This window comes from Arthrobacter sp. zg-Y916 (assembly GCF_020907385.1).
Taxonomy (GTDB): Bacteria; Actinomycetota; Actinomycetes; order Actinomycetales; family Micrococcaceae; genus Arthrobacter_B; species Arthrobacter_B caoxuetaonis.
The window spans coordinates 42,743-57,361 of record NZ_JAJJOD010000005.1 but is presented as its reverse complement, the minus strand read 5'-3'; the positions used below and the strand labels follow the sequence as shown (position 1 = coordinate 57,361).

Annotated in this window: 15 protein-coding genes; 13 read left to right on the top strand and 2 right to left on the bottom strand. The window is 66.3% G+C overall.

Annotated elements, in window-relative coordinates:
- Positions 1 to 2: 2 nt before the first annotated feature.
- From pgsA to LOC59_RS09790, 3 genes are all read left to right on the top strand, one after another.
- Complete coding sequence (pgsA, locus tag LOC59_RS09800; protein WP_227917365.1) at positions 3 to 608, top strand: CDP-diacylglycerol--glycerol-3-phosphate 3-phosphatidyltransferase; 606 nt, start codon at positions 3 to 5, stop codon at positions 606 to 608.
- On the top strand, positions 605 to 1,078 hold the full coding sequence (locus LOC59_RS09795; protein ID WP_227894795.1) for a CinA family protein: 474 nt from the start codon (positions 605 to 607) through the stop codon (positions 1,076 to 1,078). Before pgsA ends, LOC59_RS09795 begins: the two co-directional genes overlap by 4 nt.
- A 163-nt stretch (positions 1,079 to 1,241) precedes the next feature.
- On the top strand, positions 1,242 to 1,667 hold the full coding sequence (locus LOC59_RS09790) for a helix-turn-helix domain-containing protein (RefSeq protein ID WP_091606131.1): 426 nt from the start codon (positions 1,242 to 1,244) through the stop codon (positions 1,665 to 1,667).
- A gap of 73 nt (positions 1,668 to 1,740) precedes the next feature.
- Here the strand turns inward: LOC59_RS09790 and LOC59_RS09785 are convergent, their stop codons facing one another.
- Positions 1,741 to 2,241: a MarR family winged helix-turn-helix transcriptional regulator gene (locus tag LOC59_RS09785; RefSeq protein WP_229971709.1), complete on the bottom strand. Its 501-nt coding sequence runs from the start codon at positions 2,239 to 2,241 to the stop codon at positions 1,741 to 1,743.
- A 91-nt stretch (positions 2,242 to 2,332) separates the two neighbouring features.
- Between LOC59_RS09785 and LOC59_RS09780 the strand changes: the two genes are divergently transcribed.
- The 8 genes from LOC59_RS09780 to dapF all read left to right on the top strand — a co-directional run bounded on the left by LOC59_RS09780 (position 2,333) and on the right by dapF (position 10,182).
- Positions 2,333 to 2,557 carry a DUF3046 domain-containing protein gene (locus LOC59_RS09780; RefSeq protein WP_227894793.1) on the top strand — a complete coding sequence of 75 codons (225 nt, stop codon included), beginning with the start codon at positions 2,333 to 2,335 and terminating at the stop codon, positions 2,555 to 2,557.
- A gap of 211 nt (positions 2,558 to 2,768) precedes the next feature.
- Positions 2,769 to 3,833 (top strand): recombinase RecA, encoded by a 1,065-nt coding sequence (recA, locus tag LOC59_RS09775; RefSeq protein WP_227894792.1) that lies wholly within the window; start codon positions 2,769 to 2,771, stop codon positions 3,831 to 3,833.
- 9 nt (positions 3,834 to 3,842) lie between these two features.
- Complete coding sequence (locus LOC59_RS09770) at positions 3,843 to 4,427, top strand: regulatory protein RecX (RefSeq protein WP_229971707.1); 585 nt, start codon at positions 3,843 to 3,845, stop codon at positions 4,425 to 4,427.
- A 78-nt stretch (positions 4,428 to 4,505) separates the two neighbouring features.
- Complete coding sequence (locus LOC59_RS16765; RefSeq protein WP_331460436.1) at positions 4,506 to 5,792, top strand: coiled-coil domain-containing protein; 1,287 nt, start codon at positions 4,506 to 4,508, stop codon at positions 5,790 to 5,792.
- Positions 5,793 to 5,873: 81 nt separating this feature from the next.
- On the top strand, positions 5,874 to 6,680 hold the full coding sequence (locus LOC59_RS09760; RefSeq protein WP_229971705.1) for a hypothetical protein: 807 nt from the start codon (positions 5,874 to 5,876) through the stop codon (positions 6,678 to 6,680).
- Between the two features lie 108 nt (positions 6,681 to 6,788).
- Complete coding sequence (miaB, locus tag LOC59_RS09755; protein ID WP_442860583.1) at positions 6,789 to 8,330, top strand: tRNA (N6-isopentenyl adenosine(37)-C2)-methylthiotransferase MiaB; 1,542 nt, start codon at positions 6,789 to 6,791, stop codon at positions 8,328 to 8,330.
- Positions 8,327 to 9,235, top strand: a complete 909-nt coding sequence (miaA, locus tag LOC59_RS09750) for a tRNA (adenosine(37)-N6)-dimethylallyltransferase MiaA (RefSeq protein ID WP_227894788.1) — start codon at positions 8,327 to 8,329, stop codon at positions 9,233 to 9,235. Before miaB ends, miaA begins: the two co-directional genes overlap by 4 nt.
- A complete protein-coding gene (gene dapF, locus LOC59_RS09745; RefSeq protein ID WP_227894787.1) occupies positions 9,232 to 10,182 on the top strand; it encodes a diaminopimelate epimerase in 951 nt (316 codons plus the stop codon). The genes miaA and dapF overlap by 4 nt, the downstream gene beginning before the upstream one ends.
- Positions 10,183 to 10,191: 9 nt before the next feature.
- Here dapF and LOC59_RS09740 read toward each other — a convergent pair whose 3' ends face one another.
- A complete protein-coding gene (locus tag LOC59_RS09740) occupies positions 10,192 to 10,803 on the bottom strand; it encodes a class I SAM-dependent methyltransferase (RefSeq protein ID WP_227894786.1) in 612 nt (203 codons plus the stop codon).
- A 146-nt stretch (positions 10,804 to 10,949) separates the two neighbouring features.
- Between LOC59_RS09740 and hflX the strand changes: the two genes are divergently transcribed.
- Together hflX and LOC59_RS09730 are read left to right on the top strand one after the other, a co-directional pair.
- Positions 10,950 to 12,524, top strand: a complete 1,575-nt coding sequence (gene hflX, locus LOC59_RS09735; protein WP_229971703.1) for a GTPase HflX — start codon at positions 10,950 to 10,952, stop codon at positions 12,522 to 12,524.
- Positions 12,517 to 14,568: an ATP-dependent DNA helicase gene (locus LOC59_RS09730; RefSeq protein WP_229971701.1), complete on the top strand. Its 2,052-nt coding sequence runs from the start codon at positions 12,517 to 12,519 to the stop codon at positions 14,566 to 14,568. Before hflX ends, LOC59_RS09730 begins: the two co-directional genes overlap by 8 nt.
- Positions 14,569 to 14,619 lie beyond the last annotated feature (51 nt).

Genomic DNA, 14,619 nt, shown 5'->3' with positions numbered 1-14,619 from the left:
TCGTGAGCAATTCTGGAGCCGAGCGGGTACCTACCCTCAACATCGCCAATGTCCTGACGGTCATCCGCATCATCATGGTGCCGCTGTTTATCTGGTTCCTCGTGGCCGACGACGGGCGGGACGGCCTTTTCCGCTGGCTGGCGGTAGCGACGTTTGCCGTGGCCATCTACACCGACAAGCTCGACGGCGACCTGGCCCGCAGCCGGGGACTGATCACCGACTTCGGGAAGATTGCCGATCCCATCGCAGACAAGCTGCTGATCGGCTCCGCGCTGGTGATGCTCTCCATCCTGGGTGAGCTCTGGTGGTGGGTAACAATCGTCATCCTGGTCCGCGAAATCGGCATCACCGTGATGCGTTTCGTCGTCATCCGCTACGGAGTCATGGCAGCTTCCCGCGGCGGAAAGCTCAAGACCGTGATCCAGACCCTGGCGATTTTCCTGTTCCTGCTGCCGCTCTCCTCCTGGCTGGGCGACTGGGCCTGGTGGATCAGCGCCACCGCGATGGCCGCCGCCGTCGTCATCACCGTGGTGACCGGCGTCGACTATGTCCTGCAGGCGATTAAGCTGCGCAGCACCGCACGGGGCGCAACCGGCCGGTCATCGTGAACAGCACCGCGGCCCGGGTCGTCGCAGCAGCAGCTGCGTCCGGCAAGCGCGTGGCGTGCGCTGAGTCCCTGACCGCCGGCATGGTGGCTGCCGAGATCGCCACCGTACCGGGGGCTTCGGCCGTGCTGCAGGGCGGCGTCGTCGCCTATCAGAACGAGGTCAAGGCCGGCGTCCTGGGGGTCTCGGAAGAACTCCTGGCAACCGCAGGGTCGGTAGACGCACACGTTGCCGAGCAAATGGCTTCCGGAGTGCGGCGTTTGCTGGGGACGGACGTGGGAGTGTCCACCACGGGTGCGGCCGGCCCGGAACCGCATGACGGACAGCCCGTGGGCACTGTATTTATCGGGATCGCCACCGCGTCCGGAGTACGCTCGCAGCGTTTTCGGTTCGCCGGCGAGAGAGACTCAATCCGGCGGCAGGCCTGTACCGCCGCGCTGGACCTGTTGGAAGCGGAACTGGTTTCCGCGTAGCCGGGGCAGTGCGAGGCTCCTGGGATCCGCTGGCAGGGTGCGGGAACAAAACCGTAACGGCGTCAGTTGTTAGTATCAGGAACCACCAAGGTTTCAGGTTTAGGATCTAAACATTCCGCGGTTTCTCGCCGCGGACGGACCGATAAGGGAGCAGGACATACACATGGTGAAGCAACCCGTATCCGTGAACGGCGTTATTCGCTGGCGGGATGTAGGGTTGGCGGAAGATGCACACCGGGAACCTAAGGAGCGCAAAATGGTAGTTCTACGCCACGAAATTGGTGATGTACTCCGCGACGTACGCCAGCGCCAGGGCCGTACCCTGCGCGAGGTGTCGCACAGCGCCCGGGTTTCCCTTGGATACCTGAGCGAGGTTGAACGCGGACAGAAGGAAGCTTCTTCGGAACTCCTGTCCTCGATCTGCAGCGCCCTTGATGTGCCTTTGTCCCTGATGCTTCGAGAGGTCAGTGATCGTGTGGCCAGCGCCGAAGGCGTTTCCATCCCCGACACCGTTCCTACGGAATTCTCGCGCGAGTTCGCCCGTGAATTCCCGGAGGACCTGGCTCGGGACCTGGCCCGCACGCCGTAACAACCTCGGGCAGCACCCGCTGCCCGCCCAAAGATCTCGATAAGGCCCTGTCCAGCCCGGACGGGGCCTTATTCTATGCGGGGGGCCGGGCGGCCGGCGCTGGCGGCGCTGCGGGCGCCTGGGAGCTGTTGAGTTTATGCAGCAGCACGCTCAGTGCCCGGACCTCGTCTTCGCTCCAGGCCTGGAGCAGGGCGTGAAAATGTTCTTCGCGTGCCCGCTGGGTCTTCAGCAACTGTTCGCGGCCGGAATCCGTGAGGCTGATGGCCTGTGCCCGACCGTCGTCCGGGTCCGCCTGCTTGCGGACCAGTCCCAGGTTCTCGAGCATCACGATCTGCCGGCTCACGGAGGGTTTGCCAACGCCGATCGCCGCGGCAATATCGGTGAGGCGAAGGGGTCCCTGGCGCTGCAGGAGCACCAGGAGTCCATAGGCGGCGGGCTCCAGGTCCGGGTGGACAGCGCGGGCAACCCGCTGTGATGCTGCACGCGCGCGGCGCCACAAGACACTGAGCTCCTGTTCGAGGTCTTCTATGGCCGGATTCGTGGCGGGAATGGTTGCCGGCAGCTTTTCGGTCATGGAGCCTATTCTAGGCCGCGGCCTAGCCTGAGCCGGGGCCCCGTCCGCTTGGCCAGGGGAGACCGGCGGGGGAGCGTGAGAGGATTAAGCGATGCGTATCAGCGATTTTTGGCGGCTCATGGACGACGAGTTTGGCCCGGCGTATTCCCGGGTCCTGGCCTCCGATCTTGTCCTGACCGGCCTCGGGGGAAAGACAGCCAGCGAGGCCCTGGCGCGGGGAGTGGAGCCCAAACGGGTCTGGCTCGCCGTGTGTGACATCCAGGAGGTGCCCGACGAAAGACGCCTGGGCCGGGATGTTAAACCGAAAACCACCTAGGACACGCGGGCACGTCATTCGAATATCTGTTCGGATGCCGATATGCTCCTACACAGGGGCAGCACCCGGCCCGCCCCGCACCGGCTGTCCACATCGGCGGCACGCGAACGCAGCGATGTCAGTGCCGTCGCCTACGGTTTCCAATGAGCAACCGATAAGCAGGCCCCCGGGCCGGGAACATCATTAACAGCCACAACAACAGAGGTGAAGAATGGCCGCTCCAGACCGCGCCAAAGCACTCGAAGCAGCACTGGCCCAGATCGACAAGCAGTTCGGCAAGGGTTCGATCATGCGGCTGGGCGACGAAACCCGCGCCCCCATCGAAACGATTTCCACCAGTTCCATCGCACTGGACATAGCCCTGGGCATTGGCGGACTCCCGCGCGGACGCGTTGTCGAAATCTACGGACCGGAATCCTCGGGTAAGACCACCGTCGCGCTCCACGCAGTGGCTAATGCACAGAAGAACGGCGGCATCGCCGCGTTCATCGACGCCGAGCATGCCCTGGATCCGGAGTACGCGAAGAGGCTCGGCGTGGACACGGACGCGCTGCTGGTCTCCCAGCCGGACACCGGTGAGCAGGCCCTGGAAATCATGGACATGCTGGTGGGCTCCGGCTCCCTGGACATCGTGGTCATTGACTCCGTTGCTGCCCTGGTGCCGCGCGCCGAAATTGAAGGCGAAATGGGCGACAGCCACGTGGGTCTCCAGGCCCGCCTCATGAGCCAGGCACTCCGGAAGATCACCGGGCGGCTGAGCCAGACCAAAACCACGGCAATCTTCATCAACCAGCTTCGCGAGAAGATCGGCGTGTTCTTCGGCAGCCCCGAGACCACTACCGGCGGCAAGGCCCTGAAGTTCTACGCCTCGGTCCGCATCGATGTGCGCCGAATCGAAACGCTGAAGGAAGGCACCAACCCGGTCGGTAACCGTACCCGTGCCAAGATCGTCAAGAACAAGATGGCCCCGCCGTTCAAGCAGGCCGAGTTCGACATCATCTACGGGCAGGGGATTTCCCGCGAAGGCGGCCTGATCGACATGGGTGTTGAGCATGGAATCGTGAAGAAGTCGGGCGCTTGGTTCACCTACGACGGCGACCAGCTGGGCCAGGGCAAGGAAAACTCCCGCAGGTTCCTCCGGGATAATCCGGAACTTGCTGATGAGATCGAACGCCGGCTTCGCGTGAAGCTTGGTGTGGACGCGGCGCCCGAGGAGCAGGCGGCCAGCGGCAAGACGGAAACGGCAGCCGGCAAGGCCGCTGCCGCCGGCGCATAGCCTCAACGGATGCAGCAGCAGCGGCGCCGCGGACGGAAGCCGGGTGCGGGGGAAGGCCCCACGCCCGGCTCGCCGGCCGATTCCGTTCCCGAAGCTGACCCCTACGCCGTCGCCCGCGCTATAGTCCTGCGCCAGCTGACAAGTTCCGCCAAAAGCCGCCGCCAGTTGGCGGACAAGCTTGCAGAACGCGACGTTCCGGAGGACGTGGCAAGCGCAGTGCTGGACCGTTTCGAGGAAGTGCAGCTCATTGACGACGCTGAGTTCGCTCAGATGTGGGTGCGCAGCAGGACGCAGAGCCGCTCCCTGGCCCGCTCAGCGATCCGCAGGGAGCTGGCGGAGAAGGGGATCGCGCCGGAGTTGGCTGAAGAAGCCCTGGAGCAGGTCAGCACCGACGACGAATGGGAAGCCGCCAGGGACCTCGTCCGCCGCAAGCTGCGCAACGCTGCTGTGCCGCAGGACCGCAAAGAACGCGACAAACTGGTCCGCAGGCTCGTTTCCATGCTGGCCCGCAAAGGCTACTCGCCGTCCCTGGGATTCTCCGTGGTCGAAGAGGGCCTCACAGCGAGGGCGGCCGAACTTGCCTCAGACGCCTAGGCCTGCAGCCCGTGCGGCATCAGGAGCAGCAACATTCCGTGCCGTATGCTGGGCATCACTATGTTTACAATGAGGTTTTTGGGACAGAAGTTACGCTACTCGTCCCTTATGGCTGCGGCAGCTGCCGGTGCGCTGGCATCTGCCTTCCTCGTTGCTGCGCCCGCTTCGGCAGCGGACTATCCCAGCTGGGAGGAAATTGCCGCAGCCAAAGGCGATGCGTCGGCCAAACAGGAACAGGTCTCGGAACTGGAGCGCCACCTGGCCGACCTGCAGTCCGAGGCCGGGGAGCTGGGCAACGCCGCCGTAGATGCGTCGAGCCGCTATGACGTCCTGCGCAGCGAACTGGAGGCCAGTGACGCCCGCCTCGGAGAGCTCGCGGCAGCGCGCAGCGCCGCAGCAGCTGAAGCAGCGTCCCTTAGCAGCCAAGTTGGCGCCCTCGCGGCCCAGACGTACAAGACCGGCGGAATGGACAGCAGCCTTCTGTTTATCCTCGACGCCGAGGCAGGCGCCGCCCATTTTGACCGGCTGGCCACGCTGCAGCTTGTAACGGACCGGACGGCGCGTCTCTTCGAACAGGCAGCGGCGGCCGAAAGCACCGCCGCTTCTTTGCAGGAAACCGAGGAAGCGGAGCGCCGGGCACGTGAAGCCCTGGCCGAGGAGGCGGGGGAACTCTATGAAGGAGCGGAAGCGGCCACTTCCGCAGCTGAGCAAGCCGTCCGTGAACAGGAAGAACGTACAGTGGTGCTGGTGGCCCAACTGGCCGAACTCAAGGACAGCACGGCGGAAGCTGAACTGAAACGGCTGGAAGCAGTTCGCATTGAGGAGTCAGTCCGCCAGCAGGCAGAAGCCGCACGCCTGGCGGCGGGAAAAACGCCTCGGCCGGAGAGTCAGTCTGTGATTAATCCCACGATTCCCAAGGGCCCCGAGCCGGCTCCCGTGCTGCCGCCGGCGCCCCAGGCGCCCCCGGCACCAGTCCCGGCACCCGCTCCGGCACCTCCGCTGGCGGCAAATCCCGCACCGCAGCCCGTTATTCCCCCGCCCCCGGCCGCTCCCGTAGATGACCCTGCCGGTGCCCAGGCGTACGCGGCCGGCGCCTCGTCCGCCTATGGCTGGGACGGCAGCCAGTTCCGCTGTCTCGTTGACCTGTGGAACAGGGAGTCCAACTGGCGGACCAGCGCACATAATCCGTACAGCGGTGCCTACGGCATCCCTCAGTCCCTTCCAGGGGACAAGATGGCCGCCTCGGGACTCGACTGGCGGACAAACTACCGGACCCAGATCAACTGGGGGCTGATGTATATCAGTCAGAGGTACGGAAGCCCCTGTGCAGCGTGGGCCCATTCGGAGCGAGTGAACTGGTATTAAAGCGGCTGCGTTATCTAAACGCAACCTGAGTGTTACCGTTTCGAAATCCGTCCCAGAAACTCTGTGTACAGTCCCGGACTTATGACTGAAGTACACGGACGGCGCGAGCTAAGACGGCAGCGGACCATTGCCCGGCGCAGGAACAGAAGAAAGATTTCCGCCGGGGTTGCCCTGGCCACCCTGGCGATGGTTGGTACGGTGGGCGCTGCCGCGAGCGAGGATGACCTCCGTGCGACAGCCGGCATCCAGCTGGCGAGCGTGGCGCTGCCGCTCCTGCACGATGGCTCGGATGAGGCTGCCCGGGCCGCCGAGCCGGCGCCGTCGGACGCTTCGCCCTCAGCGGAGGCGAGCCCGCCGGCGGCCCCGGAAGCCGCCGGGCCGACGTCAGCCGCAACTTCGTCCGGCGACGAGGCAGCGGAAGCGGATCAGGCGGCAGTCGAGCAGGAAGCCGCACACGTCGCCGCTGAACTTGCGGCAGCGGAAGCTGCAGCCGCAGAGCAGGCGGCCGCTGAGCAGGCGGCCGCTGAGCAGGCTGCTGCGGAGGAAGCCGCCCGAATCGCCGCCGCTGCTGTCCCCGTGGACGATCCCGCAGGTGCGAAGGCCTTCGCTGCGTCGGTCCTCGGAAACCATGGCTGGGATGCCTCGCAGATGACCTGCCTGGACACGCTGTGGACCAAGGAATCCGAATGGCTCACCAGCGCAACCAACGCAGGCTCCGGTGCCTACGGCATCCCGCAGGCACTGCCCGGGATCAAGCTCGCGGCCGCGGGAAGCGACTGGCAGACGAACTACCGGACGCAGATCAACTGGGGGCTCACCTACATCGAATCCCGCTACGGCAGCCCCTGCTCCGCCCTGAACTTCCACTACGCCAACAACTGGTACTAATCCCGCCTTCGCCGAGAGGCCAGAAGAAGCTCTTTTCAACGCTGGAAAGGCCTTCTTCTGGCCTTTCGGCGGAATTGGGGGTGCGGCGGCGCCGCGTCGTACCCTTGGATGGTGAGCCTGTCTGTATCCCGCCCCGCGCCTGAAGAGACCTTCGACACCCGTCAGGAGGCCCCGCTGCGTACCTACCAGGTGCGCACCTTCGGCTGCCAGATGAACGTGCACGACTCGGAGCGCATTTCCGGCCTGCTTGAAGGAGCCGGATACGTGCCCGCCACCGAGGGGGACGCCGACGTCGTGGTCTTCAATACCTGTGCCGTCCGGGAGAATGCGGACAACAAGCTGTACGGGAACCTGGGCCAGCTTGCCCACGTCAAGGAGTCCCGGCCGGGCATGCAGATTGCGGTTGGCGGCTGCCTGGCTCAAAAGGACCGGGAGACCATTCTCGCCAAGGCACCGTTCGTGGATGCAGTCTTCGGCACCCACAACATCGGCGCGCTGCCGGCCCTGCTCGAGCGTGCCCGCCACAACGACGCCGCGCAGCTGGAAATCCTCGAGTCGCTGGAGGTCTTCCCCTCCACCCTCCCGACCAAGCGTGACTCCGTGTACTCGGGCTGGGTATCGATCTCGGTTGGCTGCAACAACACGTGTACCTTCTGCATCGTCCCGTCCCTGCGCGGCAAGGAACGGGACCGCCGTCCCGGCGAGATCCTCGCCGAGGTCCAGGCACTGGTGGACGACGGCGCGATCGAGGTCACGCTGCTGGGCCAGAACGTCAACTCCTACGGAGTCGAGTTCGGTGACCGCGGCGCCTTCGCCAAACTGCTGCGCGCCTGCGGGAGCATCGAAGGCCTGGAACGGGTCCGGTTCACGAGCCCGCACCCCGCCGCCTTCACCGACGACGTCATCCACGCCATGGCCGAAACACCCAACGTGATGCCCCAGCTGCACATGCCGCTGCAGTCCGGCTCGGACAAGGTGCTGAAGGATATGCGCCGGTCCTACCGGTCCAAGAAGTTCCTGGGCATCCTGGACCGCGTGCGTGAGCAGATGCCGCACGCAGCGATCTCGACCGACATCATCGTCGGCTTCCCGGGGGAGACCGAAGAAGACTTCCAGGCCACCCTCGACGTCGTCGAACAGGCGCGGTTCGCGACGGCCTTTACTTTCCAGTACTCCAAGCGCCCGGGCACCCCGGCAGCTGACCTGCCAGACCAGCTGCCCAAGGCCGTCGTGCAGGAACGCTTCCAGCGCCTTACCGCGCTGCAGGACCGGATCGCGGCGGAAGAGAACGCCAAGCAGGTCGGCCGGACCGTCGAGGTCATGGTAACGGCCGCCGCCGGGAAGAAGTCCGCGGAGACCGGGCGCCTTTCCGGACGCTCCCGCGACCAGCGGCTGGTCCACTTCTCCGTCCCGGACGGAGCACCGGTTCCCCGGCCCGGAGACCTGGTCACCGTGCCCGTCACCTCGGCAGCGGCGTTCCACCTGGTCTCGGATCCCGCCTCCGCCGCCGACTACTCGCTGCGGCGCTCACGGGCAGGAGATGCCTGGGACCGTGCGCAAGCCGATTCCTGCGGTGTTCCGGCGCCGGCAGCCGACGGAGCCCGCACCGGTGTCCTGCTTGGCATGCCGGCCCTGCCACCGCGCCAGTGAGCGGACAAGACCTCCCGGTCCTCGCCGTCGTAGGTCCAACCGGCTCCGGCAAGTCCGATCTCGGCGTCGCCCTCGCCGCCCGGCTGGGCGGGGAAATCATCAATGCCGACTCGATGCAGTTCTACCGCGGCATGGACATCGGGACCGCCAAGCTTCCCCTGGCCGAACGCGCCGGAATCCCGCACCACCTGCTCGACATCATGGATGTCACGGAAGAAGCCAGCGTCTCGGCTTTCCAGTCCCAGGCCCGCAGCCTGATCACCGACATCCGCTCCCGCGGCCGGTGGCCCATCCTCGTTGGGGGCTCCGGACTCTACGTGCGCGCAGCACTGGACGTCCTGGAATTCCCGGGCACGGATCCGGAGGTGCGCCGGCGCCTGGAAGCAGAACTGGAAGCGTCCGGACTGGAACACCTGCGAAACCGGTTGAAGGCCGTTGACCCGGTCTCCGCCGGACGCCTGGGCGATGCGCGGCGCGTGGTGCGCGCCCTGGAAGTCCATGAGCTCACCGGGCGTCCGTTCAGCTCCTTCATGCCCGAGCGTACGTACTTCCAGCCCGCCGTCCAGATTGGGCTGCAGGTTGAACGCAGCCTGCTGCACTCGCGGCTGGCCCTGCGGGTGCAACACATGGTGGAGCAGGGACTGGAAGAGGAAGTACGGCGCCTGGACGCGGCCGGACTGCGTACCGGCAGGACTGCCGGACGGGCCCTGGGCTACGCCCAGTTCCTCAAAGTGCTCGACGGCGAGTCCACGGTCGAGAAGGCAGCCGAGGACACTGTGGTGGCCACCCGGCAGTTCGCCCGCCGCCAGCTGACCTGGTTCCGGGCAGATCCGCGCGTGACATGGCTGGACTTCGACGATCCCCGTCTGGTGGACAAGGCAGCCGCCGCTATTCTTGAGGGGTGAGCATTCCTTCCCCCGCAGCCCTGTCCGCCTCCGGCCTTCCGCTTGCCCTCACCGGCCTGTCCTTTGCGAAAGGGCACGGAACCGGCAACGACTTTGTCCTCGTGGCAGACCCCGACGGTCTGTCGGAGTTCGCCCCGGGCGATGTAGCGGCACTGTGTGACCGGCACAGCGGAATCGGTGCCGACGGGTTTATCCGCGCTGTCCGGTCCGAGCACCTGCCCGAGGGCCAGGCCCTGCTGCAGACCAACCCGGACGCCGAGTGGTTCATGGACTACCGCAACGGCGACGGAAGCGTCTCGGAGATGTGCGGCAACGGCGTACGCGTCTTTGTGCATTTCCTGCTCGAAGAGGGACTGGCCTCGCTGGCCCCCGGTGAAGCACTGGCCATCGGAACCCGCGGCGGACTGAAGACGGTCACGCGCACCCCGGACGGGTACGCCGTTGACATGGGGCCGTGGGAATTCATCTTCCCCGACCACGCCGCGGCCAAAGCCATGGACACCGTCGTGAACGCCGACGGACTCGAAGTGCCCCGCCCGGGACTGTCGGTGAGCATGGGCAACCCCCACACCGTCGTCGCCCTGGCTGAGCTTTCCGAACTGGCCGCAACGGACCTCACCAAGGCGCCGTCGGTGGAGCCCGCTCCCGAAAACGGCACCAACGTAGAGTTCGTGGTGCCGGCGGAGCCGCTGGTGCTCGACGGCGTCGGCCAGCTCACCATGCGCGTCCACGAAAGAGGCGTCGGGGAGACCCGCTCCTGCGGCACGGGAGCCTGTGCGGCAGCGGTCGCCACACGCTTCTGGGCGGGTACCGGGGCCCCTGATGCCTGGAGCGTAGCGGTGCCCGGGGGAGTCCTCGGTATCCGCTTCCTGCCCGGTGCGGACGGCCGTGAGCACGTGGAACTCAGCGGACCGGCTGTCCTCGTGGCCCGCGGAACCGTGCTCTAGCCCGGCGGGTCAGTCCTTTCGTGCGACCTTGAGGATGCGGAAGGACTTTGCCGTGCTGTGGCGGCTGACGTCGAAACCCGCGCCCAGAGCCGTTTCCAGCCAGCGCTGCAGGGAGTCTGAACCAAGGTTTTTCTGGACCACCAGCCACGCCGTGCCGCCGGGGGCCAGCCGGGGAAGCCACTGAAGCAGCAGCGCGTGCAGTTCATCCTTGCCAATGCGAATGGGCGGATTCGACCAGATGGTGGCAAACCGCAGCTCGGGATCGACAGCCTCGGGCAGCGCGGCATGGACGTTGCCGAGCCCGAGTGTGGCAGCGTTGTCCCGCGTCAGGCCCAGGGACCGTTCGTTGACGTCGACGGCGTAGACCTGTGCTCCGGGTGACTTCAGCGCCATCGTGAGGGCGATGGGTCCCCAGCCGCAGCCGATATCAAGCAGGTTGCCCTCAGCTGCCGGGTCGGGAATACCGGAGAGCAGTACCTGCGTTCCCTTATCAATGCCGTCGGGCGAGAAAATCCCGCCAGAGGTGGCCAAGGTGACGTCCCGTCCGTTGAGTGTGACACGCAGCGGCCTGCGCACCTCGGGTGCGGACGGCTGTGAACTGAAGTAATGCTCTGAACCCATAACAATCCAGATTAGTGGCTTCCCGGCTCCGGGCAGCCATCGGCCCGGAGCCGGAGCCTGCGCAAGGTATTGCACAGGTCCCCGGAGAGCCCGCACAATGTGGGTCCGCTGACCTACCATGGTTAACACTTGCGTCTAAGGAGATTATGACCATCAACAATTCCCGTCCCGCTGCCGGCTCCACGCCCACGGACCTCAAGCCCGAGGAAATCCAGGGCGTGATCGACCGGATCCTGGCCAAGGAAGAAGCAACCGCTGCCAAGCGCAGCGTGTCGCCCGATTCGGCCTCCGGATTCTCCCGGCAGGCACAGGCCCTCTCAGTGCAGGACGCGGAGCACTCTGTCTTCGACGGAGACCAGCAGGACCTGCAGGACCGCCGCGCACTGCGCCGAGTCGCAGGACTCTCCACTGAACTCGAAGACGTCACCGAAGTCGAGTACCGGCAGCTGCGCCTGGAACGTGTTGTCCTGGCCGGTCTGTGGATGGAAGGAACGGCGGCCGACGCCGAGAATTCGCTGCGTGAGCTCGCAGCCCTCGCTGAGACGGCCGGTTCCGAAGTGCTCGACGGGATCATCCAGCGAAGGATGAAGCCGGACCCCGGCACCTTCCTCGGATCCGGCAAGGCGCAGGAGCTGAAGGACATCGTTCTGGCGACGGGTGCGGACACCGTGATCGTGGACAGCGAACTTTCGCCTTCCCAGCGCCGCGCCCTGGAAGACATCGTCAAGGTGAAGGTGATCGACCGCACTGCGCTGATCCTGGATATCTTCGCCCAGCACGCCAAGTCCCGCGAGGGCAAGGCCCAGGTGGAACTGGCCCAGCTGGAATACCTCCTTCCCCGTCTCCGCGGCTGGGGTGAATCCATGTCCCGGCAGGCAGGCGGCCAGGTAGGCAGCGCCGGCGCCGGCATGGGCTCGCGCGGACCGGGTGAAACCAAGATCGAGCTGGACCGGCGGAAGATCCGTACACGGATGGCGAAGCTGCGCCGTGAAATCGCCGCGATGAAGCCTGCCCGCGAAACCAAGCGGGCGAACCGCCAGCGCAACGAGGTTCCTTCGGTCGCCATCGCCGGCTACACCAACGCGGGCAAGTCCTCCCTGCTCAACCGGCTCACCGACGCCGGAGTCCTGGTGGAGAACGCATTGTTCGCCACCTTGGATCCGACCATCCGCAAGGCCGAGACCGCTGACGGGATCGGGTACACCCTGGCGGACACTGTCGGGTTCGTCCGGTCGCTGCCCACACAGCTGGTGGAGGCCTTCCGGTCCACGCTGGAGGAAGTCGCCGACGCTGACCTGATCCTGCACGTGGTTGATGCATCGCACCCGGACCCGGAGGGTCAGATCGCCGCCGTACGTGCGGTCCTCGCGGACGTGGATGCACGCCGGATCCCCGAGATCATCGTGCTCAACAAGGCCGATGCGGCTGATCCGTTTGTCCTGGAACGGCTGCGGCAGCGCGAGCCGCGGACCGTGGTGGTTTCCGCCCGGACCGGCGAAGGCATCGAGGAACTCCGGCAGGCTATTTCTGACGGCATCCCGCGGCCCGGAATCGAACTGGACCTCCTCGTCCCCTACCAGCGCGGCGACGTCGTCTCCCGGCTGCACAGCCAGGACGCGGAAATCCTCTCGCTCGACCACGAGGAAGGCGGAACACGCCTGCGGGTCAAGGTCCGTGATTCCCTGGCGCCTGAGTTGGAGCCGTTCACCCTCCATGCCTAAGAAGGACGCAGCCGCGGAGGTCCTGGAACTCCTGGACACCGCGGTGGACGCAATGGGTGGCCAGAACCGCGCGGGACAGCACGATATGGCACGCCAGGTGGCGGAGTCGATCGAGACCGGAAAGCACCTGCTGGTGCAGGCCGGGACCGGAACCGGCAAGTCCCTGGCCTACTTGGTTCCGCTCATCCACCACGCCCTCGAGAGCACCAAGCCTGCCTTGGTTTCGACTGCCACCCTGGCGCTCCAGGCGCAGATCGTGGGACGGGACCTTCCCCGGCTGCTGGCTGCCCTGGCACCGAAGCTGCCGCGGGAAGTCGACGTCGCACTGCTGAAAGGGCGCAGCAACTATGTCTGCGTCCACAAGACAGGCGGCGGGTTCCCGGAAGACGACGATCCGGGTGCCCTCTTCAGCCTCGGCGATGACCACGGCGTAGCCCACCCGGCTCCTGCCGCAGGACCCACCTCCGCCCTGGGCAGGGAAGTGGTCCGGCTGCGGGAATGGGCGGAAGAGACGGAAACCGGGGACCGCGACGAGCTGCTCCCCGGCGTGACCGACCGCGCCTGGCGGCAGGTTTCGGTGACGTCAATGGAATGCCTCGGCGCCCAGCGGTGCCCGGTGGCGGAGCAGTGCTTCAGCGAACGCGCCAGGGCTAAGGCCGCCGTCGCCGACCTGGTCATCACTAACCACGCCATGCTCGCGATCAGCGCCTTTGAGGGCCTCGCAGTGCTGCCGGACTACGACGTCGTTGTCATCGATGAGGCCCATGAACTGCAGGACCGGGTGACGGGAGCGGTGACCGGCCAGCTCTCCGGCACCCTCATCAGCGCCGCGGTGACAGCCGCCCGCAAGCACACCTCCGCTTCGGTGGAGGAGCTGGCAGCAGCCGGACGCGCGTTCGATGCCTCCATGGAAGGCGTTCCGGCCGGCCTGCTGCCGTCGGGCCTGAACGGCGAGCAGGAACTCGCCGTCGGACGGGTCCGGGAAGCGTGCCGTGTGGCGCTCTCCGATTCCAAGCCTGAGGGCGGAGACGCCGGGGACGGCGGGCGCCAGATGGCCCGCTCTCGCCTGATGGGTGTGCTGGAAGTGTGTGAACGTCTGGTGTCCGCTCCGGACGCCGGTGAAGTCGTATGGGCGTCCCGGCCGAGCACCTTCTCTCCGGGGGAGGGTTATTCGCCTCCCGACGACGACGCGCCCGCCACGCTGAATGTCGCTCCGCTGTCCGTTGCCGGCCGGCTGCGCGACGGGCTGTTCGACGGCCATACCGTCATCCTGACGTCAGCCACCCTGGCGATTGGTTCCGAGTTCGGGCCGGTGGCAGGCGGACTGGGGCTCGTGGGCGCAGCGGCACCCCAATGGACCGGATCCGACGTCGGCAGTCCCTTTGACTACCCGCGGCAAGGCGTCCTGTACGTTGCCAAGGACCTGCCCAAGCCCGACCGCGGCACGTCCGCCGCGCAGCTGGAAGAACTGGAAGCGCTGCTCAAGGCCTCCGGCGGAGGGGCGCTTGGGCTGTTCTCCTCCCGGCGCGCCGCAGAAGAAGCCGCTGCTGCCCTGCGGCCCAAGGTCGGTTTTCCGATCCTGTGCCAGGGGGAATCGTCCATGTCTGGTCTGGTCAAGCAGTTCGCTGAGGAGGACGCCACCTGCCTGTTCGGCACCATGTCCCTGTGGCAGGGAGTCGACGTTCCGGGTGGCTCGTGCCGCCTGGTCGTGATCGACCGCATCCCGTTCCCGCGTCCCGATGACCCGCTGATGACGGCACGTACCCGTGCCGTGGCCAAAGCAGGCGGCAACGGCTTCATGACGGTCTCGGCGACGCACGCAGCCGTTCGCCTCGCGCAGGGCGCCGGGCGCCTGATCCGTGCAGCAGGGGACCGCGGCATGGTCGCCGTCCTGGATTCACGGCTGGCCACTGCCCGCTACGGCGGGTTCCTGCGTGCCGCACTGCCGCCGTTCTGGAGCACCACTGACCGTACCGTGGCGCTTGGCATCCTGGAACGGCTGCGCGCGGCCCAGGCAGGGGAGAACATGGGCGTGAAGTCCTGACGGGCCTTGCACAAGAACAAAGCCCGCCCTTCGCTGGAAGACAGCGAAGGG